The organism is Acuticoccus kandeliae, from assembly GCF_003073115.1.
In genome coordinates, this window is the sequence record NZ_QBBV01000005.1 from 160,577 (window position 1) to 178,190 (window position 17,614).

Here is a 17,614-nt window from a genome sequence, read left to right on the forward strand (position 1 = left end):
TCAGTGCACCTTCATCGCGATGCCGTGCTTCTGGCCGAGCACGCGCAGGCGCGCCGACAGATCGCGCGCGATCTCGAGACTGTCCTCCAACGGATAGCGGTCGATCTCGAAGTCGAAGAGGGTCTTCAGCGTGTCCTTGGCGACGTCGGTCAGCACCATCGCGCCGTCATCCTCGAAGCGCTCGATCCCCTCCGCCTTCTGCGCGGCGACATTCACCGCGATCGCCGCCTCGCGCGTGACGCCCTGCGGCAGGGCGAGGGTGGGCTCCGGCCACAGCACCACCGGATAGCCGCCGACCATCCCGTCCGGCCCCGGCACGTGCACCACCTCGCCCGAGCCGTTCAGCCAGGCCGTCATCGTGCTCATGGCGGAGGCGGCGACGACCCATGTCGCGCCGGACGCGCCGGGAATGCGCGCAGTGTCCGGCACCTTCGCGAGGAGGGCCGGAATGTCGAGCATGTCGGTCACGTCCGTGCCGTCGAGCCCGATGCGGACGACGAAGTCGAGCCCGCGGCTGTTGCCGTGCATCAGCACATTGTAGGCGTGGAAATGGTGGGCGACGACGTGGACATCGACCCGCGCCATCGAGACCGAGAGCGCCTTCGCCGCGAGATGGCGCAGCGGCGCGATGAGGAGGTCGCCATTGCCGATCCCGGCGAGCGGGGCGAGGCCTGCCCGCGCGAGCGCCGGGTTCGTCCCGTCCGGATAGGCCGAGTTGATGACGGCGACGGTGATGCCGGAGGCCTTCACCGCCTTCATCAGGCGGTAGGCGAGCGCGGCGTGGCCGGGCGCCCAGATCCCGGACCCCGCCCCGACCGCGTGAAGCTGGGCCTTGACGGATTCGGGCAGGAGATCACGCAGCCACCAGCTCGCGAGCGTCGTCGCGTTGAAGATGAGGTCGGGCTTCTCCTGCCCGATCAGCGCGGCGGTCGCGTCGATTTCGGCGAGGTTGCCGTGCCGGAAGACGACGTCCGGCGTGTGGCCCCAGCAGAGCGCGCCCTGAAGGACGGAGTTCATCTTCCGCATCCCGTGGTCGGCGTCGACATCGACCCCGACGATGCGGCCGCGGAAGGTCGGGGACCGGGCGAGAAGCTCGGCGACCAGTCCGCCGAGCTCCCCGAGCCCCATGATCATCACGCATTGGTGGGCCTTCATGCCGACGGCTCCGCCAGAACCCGAACCCGCTCGCTCACTCGATGACCCCTTTGGCCTTCAGGGCTTCCGCTGCGACCTCCTCGGCCGGGCGCTTGTCGATATCGACGGCGGCGTTGAGCTCGATCATCTCGGCCGCGGTGAAGAGGCCGCCGAGCTTCTCGAGCGCCTCGGCGACCGCCGGGTTCTCCTTGACCGTCTCCATCCGGATGACCGGCGTGAGGTAGTAGGGCGGGAAGAACATCTTGTCGTCTTCGAGGACGACGAGGTCGTTCGCCTTGATGCGCGCGTCGGTGGTGAAGACGGAGATGACGTCGACCGCGCCCGACGCGATCGCCTGGTAGACGAGGCCCGGATCCATGCCGCGGCTGTCGCCGAACTTCATGCCGTAGGTGGATTCAAGGCCCGGCAGCGCGTCCGGCCGGACGAGGAATTCCTGCGTCGAGCCGATGGTGAGGTCGCCCGCCTTCTCGACGAGGTCCGACATCGTCTTGAGGCCGAGCTCTTCGGCCTTCTCCCGCTTCATCGCGAGGGCGTAGGTGTCGTTGAAGCCGAACGGGGAGAGCCAGGTGCTCTCGAACTGCCGCTCATACTCTTCCTTCACCGTGTCGTAGACGACGGCCGGATCGTTGTTCACCGGGAGCTTCAGCTGCACGAGCAGCGCGGTGCCGGTGTATTCGGGGTAGGTGTCGATCTCCCCCGACAGGAGCGCCTGGTGGATCACCCCGGTGCCGCCGAGGCCGATCTGGCGCTCGACCGGGATCCCCGCCGCCTCCAGCGCATCGGCCATCATGTGGGCCGCGAGGATGCTCTCGGTGTAGTTCTTGGACGCGACGATCACCGCGTCGGCCGCGTTCGCCGCGACGGGGGCGAGGAGGATGGCCGCGCAGGCCAAGCCGTTCAGCAGGAAGGATCGACTGTTCCGCATGGGATGGGCTCCGCTTCTGACGGGCCTAGCGAACGGCCGGCGGGGGCCTTCAGGCAAGCCGCCAAAGTGACGTCACTTTGGCGACTTGCGCCGTCGGGCGCGGCGTGGCCTCCTCGTCTCGTATGCCCGATCCGTCTTCCCCGACCGAAGGAGAGAGCGCGCCGACCGGCCTGCCGAGCTGGCCGGAGGAGCGCCTCACGCTCATGCTGGTCGGCCTCGGCGAGGTCGGCACCCGCCTCCTCCACGCCCTCGCCTCGCGCGTGCCGGACCATGTGCGGATCGTGGTCGTCAGCCGCGACCGGGGGCGCGCGCGTCCGAAGGTGTCGGCGGCGCGGCTCGCGGCGAGCTATGTCGAGCGGTACCCGGAGATCGACCTGCGCTGTCTCGACATCGCCGACGCCGCCCGCCTCGTCGATCTCATCGGCGAGAGCGCGCCTTCGGTGATCGTCAACACCGCCTCGCGCTCGCCCTGGTGGGCGCGGGCGCTGCTCCCGGCCCCGATCCGCGCCCGCCTCGAGATGGTCGGCGCGGGGCCGGGCCTCTGGGCGCCCGGCCACCTCGCCCTCACCGCCCGCCTCGTCGCCGCGCGCGACGCCGCGGCGCCCGGCACAATGCTCGTCAACACCGCCTATCCGGACGTCGTGAACCCGGCGCTCGCCCGGCGGAGCGTCGGCCCCATCGTCGGCGCGGGCAATCTCGACCTCCTCGTCCCCGCGGCGCGCAGCGTCATCGCGCGCGGCCTCGGGTGCCCGACACGTGATGTCCGCCTCGCCCTCGTCGCGCACAATTTCCACTCTTCCGGAATCCTGACGGGGAGCCCGATCGGGGACCTCCGGCCGCTGATGCGCCTCTATGTCGACGGTGCGGACCGGACGGGGACGGTCGACACCGAGATCCTGTGGCGCCGGATCAAGGACGAGGCGCCGATCCCGCAGGGCTCGGCCGCGGCGACGGTCCTCGTCGGCTCGCTGGTGCGGATGCTGCGCGGCCTCCTCTCCGCCACCCCCGTGCGCACCCATGCACCGGGGCCGAACGGGCTTGCGGGCGGCTATCCGGTCCGGGTGAGCCGAACCGGGATCGAGATCGACCTGCCGCCCGAGATCAGCCTCGAGGCCGCCATCGACGTCAACCGCGCCGGCCAGCGCGCCGAGGGAATCGAGTTCATCCGCGAGGACGGGGCGCTGGTGCTGACGGAGACCGCGCGCGAGGTGCTCGGCGAGGTGTTCGGCCTTAGCCGCGACGCGATCCCGCCGGACGAGGCGGAGGATTTCTCGAGCCGCCTCCTCGCGAGCCTCGACGAGCTCGCGCGGCGGTACGGCATCTACCTCCCCGCCTTCGACCCGCAGCGGCAGGCCGGCTGAGCCCGCTCAACGTTCGCGATCGAGAAGCTCGCGCTGCAGCTTCTCGCTGATCGCCTCCAAGATCCAGGTGTTCCGAGACACGTATCCGGCGCGATTTCGCAAGGAACGGTCAATCTGGTCGAAGACGAACCGTGCCGCACGGAGCGTAAAACGAATCTCCTCCAGGTCACGATCCGACCGTTCCGGTTTTTCGCTCACACTCGACCGACTATTTTCGAGGGATAGGGCGCAATTCGCTGCACGGGCTGCGGTTGGCGAAGGTGCGATTGCTCCGGATGTCTGTCAAGTTCGCAGGGTGAGACCGGCGCACCGGAACCACCGCGCGGCCCGCTCGGCGCGCCTCGGCGCCGCGCCGCCCATAGGCATCGGCGAAAATTTGTCTCCAATTGTCGCGGCCGCGCGGATCGCCCCATTTTGCGACAAAGCTCTTGCTGATCGCCCCCGGCGCCCCGGCCTATCGTCGTGCGCATCGCCCGGCTCCGGGCGCACGACCATCACACGCAAAATCGAGAGGCTCGATGTCCATTCGGCGCATCATCTTCTGGGCGCATCTCATCGCGGGCGTCGCGGTGGGGCTCGTCGTCCTCGTCCTGTCGGCGACCGGCGTCCTCCTCACCTACGAGCGCCAGATCATCGCCTTCGCCGAGCATCAGGCGTTCGCGGTCAACGATCCGGACGGGACGCGCCTCGGCATCGACGCCCTCGGCGAGGCGGCGCGCGCGGCGCTCGGCGACGGCGGATCGCTCGTCATCACGCGCGATCCGGAGGGCCCGGTCAAAGCCGTCGCCGGGCGGCGCGAGCAGGTCTTCCTCGATCCCGCGACGGGCGCGGTGATCGGCACCGGGGTGGAGGCGGTGGAGACTTTCTTCGGCGCGGTCACCGCGCTGCACCGCTGGTTCGCGCTGGAGGGCGAGGCGCGCTCGGTCGCGCGCACGGTCACGGGCGCGGCGAACCTTGTCTTCCTCTTCATCATCCTGTCGGGCCTCTTCCTGTGGTTCCCGCGGCGCTGGCGCTGGCCGCTCCTCAAGACCCATCTCGTCTTCCGCCGCGGCCTGCCGACCGCGAAGGCGCGCGACTATAATTGGCACCACGTCTTCGGGATCTGGGCGATCGCGCCGCTCTTCCTCATCATCGTGTCGGGGGTCGTCATCTCCTATCCGTGGGCGAGCGACCTCGTCTTCAAGGCCTACGGCGAGGCGCCGGTGCGCGGCCGCGGCGGCCCGCCCGCGGGCGGGGGCGGCGACCGGACCCCCGCCTTGCTCGCGCCCGTGACGGACCCGATCTCACTCTCCGCCGCCGTCGAGGCCGCGTCGGAAGTCCATCCCGACTGGCGCACGCTGACCGTCACGCTCCCCGCCGCGGACGCCGCCACCGTCCGCGTCGCGATCGACCGGGGCAACGGTGCGCAGGCGGCGTTGCGGGACACCGCGCTCGTCTCGCGCGCCGACGGCGCGGTCCTGTCGGTCACAGGCAACGAGGCGGATTCGCCGGGGCGCAAGGCGCGGGTCTGGATGCGCTTCATCCACACCGGCGAGGTCTACGGCCTCGTCGGGCAGACGATCGCCGGGCTCGCCTCTCTCGCCGCGTGCTTCCTCGTGTGGACCGGCCTCGCCCTCGCCTGGCGCCGCCTCGTCCAACCGATGCTGCGCCGGCGCGCCCGCACCAAGGCCGAGCCGGCGACGGCAAGCCGCTAGCTGTGAACTCTCAGGAGGTTGTTCACCCGCATCGGGGTTAGGCTGGGATCGCCAAACCTCCAGTCGGACCCTGATGGGATGAACAACCCGCACAAGAATGCGCGCACGACGGTTCACAGTCGAGCGCTGATCGTGACACGACGGGCCGAAGGACGGCCGGTCAGGCGGATCGCGGAAGAGCTCGGGATCTCGGAGCGGACGGTCTTCAAATGGCTGCGGCGCCACCGCGAAGGCGGGGTGGAGGCGCTGGCCAACGGCGCCAGTGCCGCGCCGCCCGCCGCCTGCCTGAACGCTTCGGTTGCGGCAGCTGTGCGCTTGCGACGCGAGTATCGCCTCACGGCCGCCGAGATCGCGCACAAGCTGCGCCTGGCGCGCTCCACCGTGGCGCGATGGCTCCACCGCGCAGGCCTCGGCCGCTTGAAGGCGCTCGAGCCGAAAGAGCCGCCGAGGCGCTATCAACGCGAGCGCCCGGGCGAACTCATCCACCTCGACATCAAGAAGCTCGGACGGTTCGAGCGGGCAGGCCATCGCGTCACCGGTTCCCGTCAGGGGCACCGCAACAGGGGAGCCGGCTGGGACTTCGTGCACGTCGCCATCGACGACGCCACGCGGCTCGCCTATGTCGAGATCCTCGCCGACGAGAAGCGCGGCACCACGACGGGCTTCCTCGTGCGCGCACTCCGTTGGTTCCGCAGCCGCGGCGTGCGCGTGGAGCGCGTCATGACCGACAATGGCTCGGCCTATGTTTCCAAACTCTTTGCCAAGGCTCTGCGTTGGCTCGGCATCCGCCACATCCGCACGCGGCCCTATACGCCGAAGACCAACGGCAAGGCCGAGCGCTTCATCCAGACGCTCCTGAGGGAATGGGCCTACGCTGTTCCCTATCCCTCTTCAGCCAGCCGCGCGCGCGATCTGCCGAGGTGGCTCATGTGGTACAATCGCAATCGCCAACACGCCGCGCTCGCCGGCCTATCTCCCGAGACTGCGCTGAACAACCTCGCGAGAAATCACAGCTAGCGCGCTTGCCGCTCAGGTTGAATCAACCTGAGCGAAGAGCAATCGCGCCAGACCAATGGAGCGAAAGACGGCGGCTCAGAGATCGAGCCGCCGCAGCCGCAGCGCGTTGGTGATGACCGAGACGGAGGAGAGCGACATCGCCGCCGCCGCGATCATCGGCGACAGGAGGAGGCCGAAGACCGGGTAGAGGACGCCCGCCGCGATCGGCACCCCGGCGGCGTTGTAGACGAAGGCGAAGAAGAGATTCTGCTTGATGTTGCGCAGCGTCGCCCGCGCGAGCTTGCGCGCCCGCACGATGCCGACGAGATCGCCGCCGAGGAGCGTGAGCCCCGCGCTCTCCACCGCCACGTCCGCCCCGGTGCCCATCGCGATGCCGACATCGGCCGCGGCGAGCGCCGGCGCGTCGTTGACCCCATCCCCCGCCATCGCGACCGAGCGGCCCGCCGCGTGAAGCTCGTCGACGAGGCGCTTCTTGCCCTCCGGCAGCACCCCGGCGCGCACCTCGTCGATGCCGAGCTTGCGGGCGACCGCCTCGGCGGTGCGCTGGTTGTCGCCGGTCGCCATGATCACGCGCAGCCCCGCGGCGTGGAGATCGCGCAGCGCCGCGACGCTCGTCGCCTTGATCGGGTCGGCGACCGCGACGATGCCGACGAGGCGCCCCCCCTCCCCGACGAACATCGCGGTCTTGCCGTCGGTCCTGAGCCGGTCGGCGGCCTCGTCCGCCGCTTCCGGGTCGATGCCGAGCCCCTCCATCAGGCCGCGATTGCCGAGCGCGACGCTCTTCCCGGCGACGCGGCCGGTGACGCCCTTGCCGGTGACCGCCTCGAAATCCTCCGCCTTGTCGAGCGCGATGCCGCGCGCGGCCGCCCCCGCCACGATCGCCTCCGCGAGCGGGTGCTCCGAGCCGCGCTCCAGAGACGCGGCGAGCGCCAGCACCTCGGCCTCGGAGAGGTCGGCGAGGGGCACGATGTCGGTGAGGGTCGGCTTGCCCTCCGTCAGCGTCCCCGTCTTGTCGACGATCAGCGTGTCGACGCGCGCCATCCGCTCGAGCGCCTCGGCGTCCTTGATGAGGACGCCGGCCTGCGCGCCCCGTCCGGCGGCGGTGGTGATCGAGATCGGCGTCGCGAGGCCGAGCGCGCAGGGGCAGGCGATGATGAGGACCGACACCGCGGCCGCCATCGCGAACACGAAGGCCGGGCTTGGGCCGAGCACCAGCCAGGCGACGAACGCGAGGAGCGCGACGCCCACCACGGTCGGCACGAAGATCTCCGACACGCGATCCGCGAGCCCCTGGATCGGAGCGCGCGAGCGGCGTGCCCCGGCCACCATGTCGACGATCTGGGCGAGCACCGTGTCCGACCCGACGGCGGTGGCGCGAATCGCGATCGTGCCGTTCTTGTTGATCGTGCCGCCGGTCACGCGGTCGCCCTCGACCTTCTCCACCGGGACGGGCTCGCCGGTGATCATGCTCTCGTCGACCGACGAGCGCCCCTCCACCACCTCCCCGTCGACGGGCACGCTGTCGCCCGGCCGCACGCGCAGAAGGTCGCCCGCGACGACATTCTCGAGCGGGGCGTCATATTCCGTCCCGTCCGCGAGGATGCGGCGCGCGGTCTTGGGGGCGAGGTCCATGAGGGCGCGGATGGCATCACCCGTGCGCTCGCGCGCCCGCAATTCCAGCACCTGGCCGACGAAGATCAGCGCGACGATCACCACCGCCGCCTCGTAGTAGGTGCCGACCATGCCGCCGGCCCGGTACTCTTCGGGAAAGACCCCCGGCAGGAAGGTCGCGACCAGCGAATAGACGTAGGCCGCGCCGACGCCGAGCGAGATGAGCGTCCACATGTTGGGGGAGCGGTTGCGGACCGAATCCCAGCCGCGGCGGAAGAAAGGGAGCGCGGCCCACAGGACGATCGGCGTCGCGAGCACGAATTCCACCCAGATGGCGGCCTCGTGCCCGATCCAGTCGCGCACCGGCAGGCCGAGCATCCCGCCCATGGTGAGGATCACGAGGGGGACCGCCGCCGCGACGCTCACCCAGAGCCGGCGCGTGAAGTCCGTGAGCTCGGCGCTCGGCTCGTCGGAGGGGACCATCGGCTCCAGCGCCATGCCGCAGATCGGGCACGCGCCCGGACCGTCCCGCACGATCTCGGGATGCATGGGGCAGGTCCATTTTGTGCCCTCGGCCACCCGCTCGCCCGCCGCCGCGGCATGGCCGGAGGCGTAGAAATAGGGGTCCGCCGCGAACTTCGTCTCGCAGCCCTCGGAGCAGAAATAATAGGTCTCGCCGCCGAAATCGGCCTTGCGTGCGTCGGGTTTGATCGCGACCGACATGCCGCAGACGGGATCCTTCGCCGTCGGCCCGCTCGTTGGTTCCGCCCCGTGGGAGCCGTGCCCCGCGTGGTCGTGATGATGGGGGTGTGTGGCCGCCATGTTGAGCCCTCCGCCTGACCTCGCCCCAAAGCTAGGGCTTCCCATGATTGGAAGGTCAAGGGTTGGCGGGACGATTGGCGCGCGAGGGCCTGCCTAGTCCAGAAAGTCGATGCCGTAATGCTCGCGCAGCCACAGGAGGCCGGGGCGCGCGCGCCGGCGGATGCGCTCCTGCGCGTCAGGCGGAAGCGTGAAGGGATCGCCGGGGATCTCGAGAAGCTCGCGCGCGTCGCGCACGGGCTCGAACTCCGGGTTCTCGCGCTTGCGCGCGCTGATGGCGAGCGCGGCCTGCAAGGAGATGCCGGTGTTGCGCCACTTGCGGTGGAGTTCGAGCGTGCTGGCGTCCCGCCCCGTCTGGTGGAGCAGATCGTCGACGACATCGCCGCCGACGAGCATATCCTTGGCGAAGACGCGGACCTTTACGTTATCCTTGCCGAAGAGATCGACCCATTTCTCGATCGTCTCCTTGTAATCGTAGAACGGCGGATGGGCGCAGACGTCGGCATACGTGCCGATACCGCGCTTCAGTCTCTGCTGACCTCGGGACGTGGCGAGACTGACCGGCTCGCGGACATAGATGATGACCGAGACGCTCGAGAAGACTGGCGACAGAGCCTCCGGCAGAAGACCAATATTGGCTCTGGAGACATAGTCGAAGCGTTCTGAACTGAGGAGCACCTCCTGGACGTCGGTGTGCTGTCCGATTGCATCGATATGCAATTTTAGCTCACCACTGGAGATGGATTGGGCAATGTAGTGATGGGCCGACTTGTCGCGGATAGAATAATATTTCTGTAGATAATTCCTCGGGTAATTAAGCCCTGTCAAACTCAGTGCATCACGGGATTTGGCAAAAGTTGCCTGAATACTGGTCGTGCCCGTTTTATGGGACCCGACATGGAGCCACAGATGCATACTCTCCTCTAAAATTGACGTCGATCAAGAGGAACGACCTAAAAGTATGCTTTTACGCATCAAACAATCGCTCTCTTAGAACAATACAACCGTGGCATCCTCATGTCTCCATGAAAATGCATATGTCATCGCCGCCGACGCACGCTTAGCCGCACGGCAGCGGGGACGGACGGCGCGCGGCACCGGCCTCAGGTCAGAACGCCTTTAAACTGAAGGGTTTGCGCCAACGCTGAGCCTTGTGCATCGCACAACCACGGCTCGAACCTCGGGAGCGCATAACAAGGGCGACCCGATATGCCCACCCCCCGCGCCGGACGCGGCGACCTTCTGCCACAGACGCGCCTGGCGCCGGCGTCTGCGCGGGAGGCCGGCGCGGCGGCCCGCACGGCGACCCCTGCGACGCGCCCCTCTCACTTCTCGGCGGGCGCCGGGTGCGCGCCAAAACCTCGTCCACCCCGCCGCGGCAGGCGCGCCGAGAGGTGGCGCGCCGCCATCAGGATCTCCGCGTGGAGGGGGTGACGCACCAGGGCAAGGCCCGCGTGCCAGCCGGCCCAGGCGCCGACCACCGCGAGGCCCGCCGACACCACCGGCATCTGCGCGCCGGAGAGGGCGACCATCGCCAGGGGGACGACCGCCGTGGCGGCGGCGACGGCGCCGCTGCGGGCCGCGACGCCGCCGATCTCGGCGAGGGCGAAGGGGACGAAGCGGCGCACGAAGAGGAGGACCACGATCGACTGGAACGCGATCGTGCCGCAGACGCTCCAGGCGACGACCGTGAGCCCGAAGGGAGCGGCGCCATAGAGGACCGCGAGCGCCAGCGGGATCGTCAGCAGGAAGGCGAACGCCATCTCGCGGATGCGGCCGACGGCGACGAGCACCGGGAATGCGAGGTGGCCCGGAAAGGCGAGCAGCCCGGCGAGCGCGAAGATGCGCACCAGCGGGATCGTCGCGAGCCACTGCTCGCCGAGGAGGAGGCGCACCACCGGATCGGCGAGGATCGCGAGGACGACGAGCGCCGGCCATTGGAGGGCCGTGAGGTGCGCAAGGCCCATGAGGTAGGGCGCGGCGAGCCCCTCGCGTGCGCGCACCCGCGCCGCCATCGCCGGCAGCACCACCGACTGCGCGGCCGGCAGCAGCATCCGCTCCGGCATCTGCGCGAGCGACAGGGCGCGGCCGTAGAGGCCGACGGCGGCGACGCCGAGGACGCGGCCGAGGATCACGCGCGGCAGATATTCGGCGAACATGCCGAGAAGGGTGACGACGCTCGACCACGCGCCGAAGCCGATCACCCCGCGCCACGCGACGAGGGTCGGCCGGAAGAGCCACGGCTCGGGCCGCAGCGCGAAGGCGATCGCCGCCGCGACGAACGCCGACACCACCGAACCCCACGCGAGGCTCTGCGCGCCGTGGCCGGACGCGGCGAGGCCGATGGAGGTCGCGACGTTCGCCCCCGTCGCCGAGAGGCCGATCAGGGCGACCGGCCCGAACGCCATGCCGCGCCGCAGGAGGGCGAGGCGCGGCGTCGCGATCGGGGCGAAGAGGAAGCCGATCGCGGCGATCCGGATCAGCGGGCCGAGCCCGTCCTCGCCATAGGCCGTCGCGAGGACGCCGGAGAGGGCGAAGATCGCCGCGCCGAGGACGAGCGAGAGGAGCGTCATCACCGTCGCCGCCGTCTGGGCGAAGGGGCGCGTCAGGTCCCGCTCCTGGATGAGGCAGGCCGCGAGGCCGAAATCGCGGAACGCCTCGATGAGGATCACGATCGCGCCCGAGACGAAGAAGAGGCCGACTTCGGCCGGCGTCAGGAGGCGCGAGACGACCACCATCATCGCGACCGTCAGGACCGCGCTGCCGACCTTGTCGGCGAGCGCGTAGGCGAGCGCGCTGCGGATCACGGACGCGAGCCCTCGCGCGGGACGTGGTGCACCGGCGGCCCGAGGCGCGGCGACGGACCGGGGCGCACATCGCGCGGCGCGGCGTCGCGCGAGGCGGTGTTGAAGCGCCGCTCGCGCAAATAGATCGCGGCCGTGCGCGCGGCGTCGCCGATGCGCGCGACGCGGCGCGCGGGGAGCGCGGCGGTGAGGCGACACTGCGCGGCAAGGCGCCGCCCCACCGCCTCGAGGCTGTGGCGATCCAGGACGAAGCCGCGCCCGAACGCGCCGAACGAGGCGCGCAGCGCCGCGTCCCCGGCAAGACGTCCGAGGATGCAATCGAGGGCGTCCGGCGCGGTGCTGCCGGAGCCGTAGAAGCCCTGGGTGATGAACTCTCCGGCCGTGTTCGGCGCGAAGAGGCGGGCATAGCCCCCTCCCCCGACGACGATCACGGGCTTCGCGAAGGCGAGCCCGCGCAGCGCCGAGCCGCCCATGCCGAGCACGATGTCGGCCCCGTCATAGGCGGGGCGCGGGTCGAGCATCGGCCCGGCGAGGATGATCGCGCGCCGCCTCAGCGTCCGGTTCGCCGCGTCGGCGAGGTGCGCGAGCCGGGCGCGCGCCTCCCCGTCCCCGACGATGACGAAGGTCAGCCGCGAGCGCGGGCCGGCACGGGTGACAGCCTCGATGGCGTCCTCAACCGGCCCGGCCTTCATGGTCTCGGCGAGGCGCGAGACGGAGACGAGGACCACCGCGTCCCGGTCGATGCCGAGGAGGCGGCGGAAGGCGCCGCCGTCGGCCGCCCCCGGCGCGTTCTGCGTGATGTCGACCGGCGGGAGCAGGAGGCCCGCATGGCGCCACCCCGCGCACACGGCGCGCGCGAGGGTCGCCTCGGTGCCGAACGTCGTCGGCACCTCGTGCGGCAGGACGCGGGTGAGGCTCATCATCATGTCGCTGATGAGGAGGGGCACGCCCCAGGGGAGGTGCACGCCGACATAGGCCTCGAGCCCCTGCCACCAGTCCCAGGCGTGGACGAGGTCGGGCTGCTCGCGCCGCACGAGGGCGCGCAGCGCCCGGATGCGGGCGGGCGCGGGGTGGAAGCGCGCGTCGGGCGCGGGGGCGAAGCGGAGCTGCTTCTCGTCGACGAGAGCGAGCATCGGCCCCGGCGTCGCGTGGACGATGACGTCGAAGCCGCTCCGGTCACGGAGCTCGGCGGCAAGCTCGATCGCGTTGGTCTGCGTGCCGCCGATCTCCAGACGATGGGCGAAGACGATGACTTTCATCTGACCCTACCCCTCTCGAAGCCGGTGTCAGCGCCGTTGCCGGAGCCTTTCCCGTGGTGGCCCGCCCCGACCCCCGCGACGAGGCCGGACGGGACGGGCATCGCCGCGTCGAGCGCGCGGAGCGCCGGACGAGCGCGCCCGAGTTCGGCGTCGAAATAGGCGATCACGTGGCCGAGCCCCTCGCGCAGCGGCACCGTCGGGCGCCAGCCGAGGCGCTCGGTCGCCTGCGTGATATCGGGCTTGCGCTGGCGCGGATCGTCCTGCGGCAGAGGCATGTAGACGAGCGGAGAGGACGAGTTCGCAAGCTCGATGACGAGCTCGGCGAGCTCCACCATCGTGAACTCGACCGGGTTGCCGAGATTGATCGGCCCCGCCGTCCCGACGGGTGCCGCCATCAGCGCCTTGAGGCCCACGACGAGATCCGAGACATAGCAGAAGGAGCGCGTCTGGAGGCCGGAGCCGTAGAGCGTCAGCGGCTCGCCGCGCAGCGCCTGGACCGCGAAATTGGAGACGACGCGCCCGTCGTCGGCGCGCATCCGCGGGCCGTACGTGTTGAAGATGCGCGCGACCCTCAGATCGAGCCCGAACTGGCGGCGATAGTCGAAGAACAGCGTCTCGGCGCAGCGCTTGCCCTCGTCATAGCAGGCGCGCGGGCCGATCGGGTTCACATTGCCCTGGTAGGTCTCGGGCTGCGGGTGGACCGCCGGGTCGCCATAGACCTCGCTGGTGGAGGCCTGGAGGACGCGGGCCTTGGTGTGGCGGGCGAGCTCCAGGATGTTGAGTGCGCCCATCACGTTCGTCTTCACCGTCTTCACCGGATCGAACTGGTAGTGGATCGGCGATGCGGGGCACGCGAGATTGTAGATCTCGTCCACCTCCAGCGCGATCGCGGTGGTCACGTCGTGGCGGACCACCTCGAATTTGTGCCGATGCAGGAGGTGGGCGATGTTCTTCTTCGAGCCCGTATGGAAATTGTCGAGGCAGATGACGATGTGGCCGTCTTCAAGCAGGCTCTCGCACAGGAACGAGCCGATGAAACCCGCTCCACCCGTGACGAGTATTGTCTTTTCGTCGGTCATTTGAACGGATCCTTGTCGATTGGTCTTCGTAAAACGAACCGAACTCAAACGCCGCGAAGCTTCAGGACGCAGGAGACCGTTCGCAGGATGATCGAGAGGTCGAACCAGAAGCCGAGATTGTCGATGTAGAACTCGTCGAGACGCTCTTGCGTGGCGACATCGGCCTCGCTGCGTTCGGAGATCTGCCAGAGGCCCGTCAGCCCCGGCATGACGGTGGCGCGCTTGGCGCGCATCTCCTCGCGCATGGCGGCGAGATGGTAGGCCGGGAAGGGCCGCGGCCCGACGAGGCTCATATCGCCGGCGAGGATGTTAAGAAGCTGGGGCAGTTCGTCGAGGCTCGTCGCCCGCAGGACCGGGCCGATCAGGGGCAGGATGCGCGGGTCGCGCCGCAGCTTGAAATGGGCGTTCCACTCCGCCCGCGCGGCCGGGTCGCGCTCCAGCACGTCCTGGAGCATCCGTTCGGCGTCGCGGTACATCGTGCGCAGCTTCAGGATGCTGATCGTGCGCCCGCCGAACCCCTCGCGCCGCTGGCGGTAGAAGATCGGGCCGGGGTCCACGATCGCGATCACCGCACCGGCGAGGAGGACGATCGGCAAGGCCACGAGAAGCGCCGGGATGGCGATGGCGATGTCGAACGCGCGCTTTCCGGCATAGGTCGGCCGGGGCGGCGCGACGAAGCGCCATCCGATCTGGGCGTCCGCGCCCCGCGGCGAGAGGCCGGTGTGCGGCGCGCGCGAGAGGTCGGAGAGGACGATCACCCCCTCATAGGCCTGGTGAAGGCGGCGCAGCGTCTCGGCGCTCGGCGGCGCATCGTCGGCGACGAGCGCGTCGTGCGCCGTCCGGTCGTTCTCCGGCGCGGGGACGAGGCCGTACTGCCAGTTCCGGGCGAGGAATTGGGCGACCTCCGATGAGCGCTGCGGCGTGCCGACGATCGCGACCGGCCGGCCCCAGAGCCCCGCCCGGTGGAGCGTCCAGCGCGCGAGCGTGTCGAGGGCGATGTGGAGGAGGCTTGCGAGGATCAGGAAGGCGGCGAGCGTCGGGAGCGCCAGCGCCGGGCCGCCGCGCGCGAGCAGGAGCGCCGCGAGGGCGGAGGCGATGCCGGCCGCGAGGAGCGTAAGGAGGCGCCGCCGCAGCCGCTCCTCCGGGTGCAGCCGGCAGCCGGGATAGAGGCCGGCGGCGGCGCGAAGGGCGAGCGTCAGGAGGGCGGCGAGGAGGAGCATCCCGCCGACCGCGTCCGCCTCGGGCGAGACGCCCGCCACCGGGGTGAGGACGGCGAAGGCGAGCGCGAAGGATGCGGCGTCGGCGGCGGCGCTCACCGCGGGGGAGAGCCACCGCGCGACGGGGACGCCCTGGGAGGCCGGAACGCTGACGACGGGTCGTGCGAGTTCGATGGTCATGGGGGATCCTTGCGCGAGCGGCGGACTTCAGCCGCGGAGCGCGCCGCCCCGGAGGGCTTTGCGCGCTCGACGGGACGGACGCGGACCGTTGCGGCGCGGGCTAGGCGAGCTGGCCCGCGACGGCCGCGAGCCTGCCGGGCACCGCGTTGACGCGTTCGGGAAGGTCCGTCCGGCGGCCCTCCACTTCGGCTTCGATCCAGGCGTAGGTCTTGCGCAGCCCCTCCTCGAGCGGGCGGCTCGGCGCCCATCCGAGGGCCGACCGCACCAGCGTGTTGTCGGAGTTGCGGCCGCGCACGCCCTGCGGACCGGGGACGAACTTGATGCCGAGATCCTTGCCCGAGATCGCGATCACCAGTCGGGCGAGCGCGCCGATCGAGATCATCTCGGACGAGCCGATATTGACCGGCTCCTCGTAGTTGGACCGCGCGAGGCGCAGCGTCCCCTCGATGCACTCGTCGATATAGAGGAAGGAGCGGGTCTGCGCGCCGTCGCCCCAGATCTCGATGAAGCCGCCCGGCCGCGCCTCGGCGACCTTGCGGCAGATGGCGGCGGGCGCCTTCTCCTTGCCGCCGCGCCAGGTGCCCTCGGGGCCAAAAATGTTGTGGTAGCGCGCGATCCGGCAGGTCATGCCGTAGTTGCGGCCATAGGCCTTGTAGAGGCGCTCGGAGAACAGCTTCTCCCAGCCATATTCGCTGTCGGGCGCGGCGGGATAGGCGCTCGCCTCGGCGCAATTGGGGTTGTCGGGGTCGGTCTGATTGTAGGCCGGGTAGATGCAGGCGGACGAGGAATAGAAGATCCGCTTCACCCTGGCGCGCTGGGCCTCGGCGAGGATGTTGAGGTTGATCGTCGCCGAGTTGTGCATGATGTCGGCGTCGTGCTCGCCGGTGAAGATGTACCCCGCCCCGCCCATGTCGGCGGCGAGCTGGTAGACCTCGTCGAACGGCCGGTCGAGGCAGAATTTCGTGAAGTGCGGGTCGCGAAGGTCGCCGTGCAGAAACTCGTCCGCGGCGCTTTCGGAGAACTCGTTGTCCTTGAGGTCGGCGCCGCGCACCCAGAAACCGTCGGCCTTCAGCCGCCGCACCAGATGCCCGCCGATGAAACCGCCTGCCCCGAGGACGAGCGCCGTGCGTTTCATGTCAGTATTCGCCATGACGATCCTATCCCTCACCTACGCGCCGCATGCGACGACAAGCTAAAACGAGGAATAATCCGCCTGGGCGGGGCGATAACACCTAGGAAAACGGGGCCTCATCATCATCCGACCGGCCGGATAAGGGCAACGCATCGGTCGGTCGGGGGTGGCGAGACCATCCGAATGATGGGGGTCGCGGCGCCCTGTCCGCCGCCCGTCGGTGGCGGCGACCGGGAGGGGCGGCCGCGCGGCGGGACGGCCGACCCCGGTGCGCCCTTCGGTGGATACCCCTCGGCCAATGGAGCGCGGGCGGCGCACCTGTGGCCATGCGCACCGGCCGCGGGCGGCCCTTCGGCGGCGTTGCCCTCCTCGTGACGCGCGGCGTCCAATGCCGGGCGGACCATCCGGAGGCACCCACGCCATGCATGCCCTGTCATCTCAGCCGGCCGTGCGAACGGCCTCCGCCGCGCCGTCCCCCGCGGGCGACGGCGTCGCGCGCGTCAACGTCCTCGGGGTGGGCGTGTCGGCGCTGAACCTTCCGACGGCCGTCCGCTCGATCCTCACCGCCGCGCGGTCCGGCCGGAAGGGCTATGTGTGCGTGTGCGGGGCGCATGGGGTGATCGAGTGCCAGGACGATCCGGCGCTGCGCGACATCCACAACGCGGCCTTCCTCGTCACCCCCGACGGGATGCCCCTGGTGTGGGCGTTGCACCACGCCGGCCACGCGGCGGCGGGGCGCGTCTACGGCCCCGACCTGATGCGCGCCGTCATCACGGCCGGCCAGTCTGGCAAGATCCGCCACTTCCTCTACGGGGCGACGGAGGCGACGCTGGAGCGCCTCGTCGCCGGCCTCGCGGCGTTCGCGCCCGACGCCATCATCGCCGGCCGCTACGCCCCGCCCTTCCGCCCGCTGACGGCGGACGAGGAGGCGGAGATCGCGGCACGAATCGATGCGGCGCGGGCCGACATCGTCTGGGTGGGCCTCAGCACGCCGAAACAGGAGCGGTGGATGGCGAAGATGCGCCCGCACCTCGCCGCGCCCCTCCTCATCGGCGTCGGCGCGGCGTTCGACTTTCATGCCGGCAATAAGGTGCAGGCACCGCGATGGATGCAATCGAGCGGGCTCGAGTGGGCCTTCCGAATGGCGTCGGAGCCCCGCAGGCTTGCCCGACGCTACGCCCACGTCGTCCCGCGTTACATTTATTTGAGCACTTTGCAGCGCCTCGGCGCGCGCGACCACCCCCTTGAAGGGTAGACTAATACCGCGCCAACGTTGCCAATTTAAAGTAACGCCTTCAATTCGGCTGCCCAAAGAAAAGCGATCGCCAGTTTTTGGCAACTTGAAGAAATATCACAGGCAA

Annotated in this window: 14 protein-coding genes; 4 read left to right on the plus strand and 10 right to left on the minus strand. The window is 70.0% G+C overall.

The window, feature by feature from the left end; translation table 11 throughout:
* Together DBV35_RS27575 and DBV35_RS27580 are read right to left on the minus strand one after the other, a co-directional pair.
* On the minus strand, positions 1 to 1,155 hold the full coding sequence (locus DBV35_RS27575) for a hypothetical protein (protein WP_108663633.1): 1,155 nt from the start codon (positions 1,153 to 1,155) through the stop codon (positions 1 to 3).
* A 34-nt stretch (positions 1,156 to 1,189) separates the two neighbouring features.
* Positions 1,190 to 2,080: an ABC transporter substrate-binding protein gene (locus DBV35_RS27580; protein WP_108663634.1), complete on the minus strand. Its 891-nt coding sequence runs from the start codon at positions 2,078 to 2,080 to the stop codon at positions 1,190 to 1,192.
* A gap of 122 nt (positions 2,081 to 2,202) precedes the next feature.
* On the opposite strand from DBV35_RS27580, the gene DBV35_RS27585 reads away from it, so the two are divergent.
* On the plus strand, positions 2,203 to 3,441 hold the full coding sequence (locus DBV35_RS27585; protein ID WP_108663635.1) for a hypothetical protein: 1,239 nt from the start codon (positions 2,203 to 2,205) through the stop codon (positions 3,439 to 3,441).
* A gap of 6 nt (positions 3,442 to 3,447) precedes the next feature.
* Here the strand turns inward: DBV35_RS27585 and DBV35_RS30770 are convergent, their stop codons facing one another.
* The gene (locus tag DBV35_RS30770; protein ID WP_108663636.1) at positions 3,448 to 3,639 is read right to left on the minus strand and encodes a hypothetical protein; all 192 of its coding nucleotides are present in this window, start codon (positions 3,637 to 3,639) and stop codon (positions 3,448 to 3,450) included.
* Positions 3,640 to 3,959: 320 nt separating this feature from the next.
* Between DBV35_RS30770 and DBV35_RS27595 the strand changes: the two genes are divergently transcribed.
* Complete coding sequence (locus DBV35_RS27595; protein ID WP_108663637.1) at positions 3,960 to 5,135, plus strand: PepSY-associated TM helix domain-containing protein; 1,176 nt, start codon at positions 3,960 to 3,962, stop codon at positions 5,133 to 5,135.
* Between the two features lie 78 nt (positions 5,136 to 5,213).
* Positions 5,214 to 6,152, plus strand: a complete 939-nt coding sequence (locus tag DBV35_RS27600; RefSeq protein WP_108663638.1) for an IS481 family transposase — start codon at positions 5,214 to 5,216, stop codon at positions 6,150 to 6,152.
* Positions 6,153 to 6,227: 75 nt separating this feature from the next.
* Here the strand turns inward: DBV35_RS27600 and DBV35_RS27605 are convergent, their stop codons facing one another.
* The 7 genes from DBV35_RS27605 to DBV35_RS27635 form a co-directional block, all read right to left on the minus strand.
* Positions 6,228 to 8,585: a heavy metal translocating P-type ATPase gene (locus tag DBV35_RS27605; RefSeq protein WP_108663639.1), complete on the minus strand. Its 2,358-nt coding sequence runs from the start codon at positions 8,583 to 8,585 to the stop codon at positions 6,228 to 6,230.
* A gap of 93 nt (positions 8,586 to 8,678) precedes the next feature.
* On the minus strand, positions 8,679 to 9,497 hold the full coding sequence (locus DBV35_RS27610) for a hypothetical protein (protein WP_157962017.1): 819 nt from the start codon (positions 9,495 to 9,497) through the stop codon (positions 8,679 to 8,681).
* A 410-nt stretch (positions 9,498 to 9,907) separates the two neighbouring features.
* Entirely contained in the window at positions 9,908 to 11,389 is a 1,482-nt protein-coding gene (locus tag DBV35_RS27615; RefSeq protein ID WP_108663641.1) for an oligosaccharide flippase family protein, read from the minus strand.
* Positions 11,386 to 12,645: a glycosyltransferase family 4 protein gene (locus DBV35_RS27620; protein WP_108663642.1), complete on the minus strand. Its 1,260-nt coding sequence runs from the start codon at positions 12,643 to 12,645 to the stop codon at positions 11,386 to 11,388. The genes DBV35_RS27615 and DBV35_RS27620 overlap by 4 nt, the downstream gene beginning before the upstream one ends.
* Entirely contained in the window at positions 12,642 to 13,724 is a 1,083-nt protein-coding gene (locus tag DBV35_RS27625) for a UDP-glucuronic acid decarboxylase family protein (RefSeq protein WP_108663643.1), read from the minus strand. The genes DBV35_RS27620 and DBV35_RS27625 overlap by 4 nt, the downstream gene beginning before the upstream one ends.
* Positions 13,725 to 13,768: 44 nt before the next feature.
* Positions 13,769 to 15,121 (minus strand): sugar transferase, encoded by a 1,353-nt coding sequence (locus DBV35_RS27630; RefSeq protein WP_108663644.1) that lies wholly within the window; start codon positions 15,119 to 15,121, stop codon positions 13,769 to 13,771.
* Positions 15,122 to 15,221: 100 nt separating this feature from the next.
* Positions 15,222 to 16,271 carry an NAD-dependent epimerase/dehydratase family protein gene (locus tag DBV35_RS27635; protein ID WP_245944127.1) on the minus strand — a complete coding sequence of 350 codons (1,050 nt, stop codon included), beginning with the start codon at positions 16,269 to 16,271 and terminating at the stop codon, positions 15,222 to 15,224.
* A 403-nt stretch (positions 16,272 to 16,674) separates the two neighbouring features.
* Between DBV35_RS27635 and DBV35_RS27640 the strand changes: the two genes are divergently transcribed.
* Positions 16,675 to 17,508 (plus strand): WecB/TagA/CpsF family glycosyltransferase, encoded by an 834-nt coding sequence (locus tag DBV35_RS27640; protein WP_108663646.1) that lies wholly within the window; start codon positions 16,675 to 16,677, stop codon positions 17,506 to 17,508.
* The last annotated feature ends 106 nt before the right edge of the window (positions 17,509 to 17,614 follow it).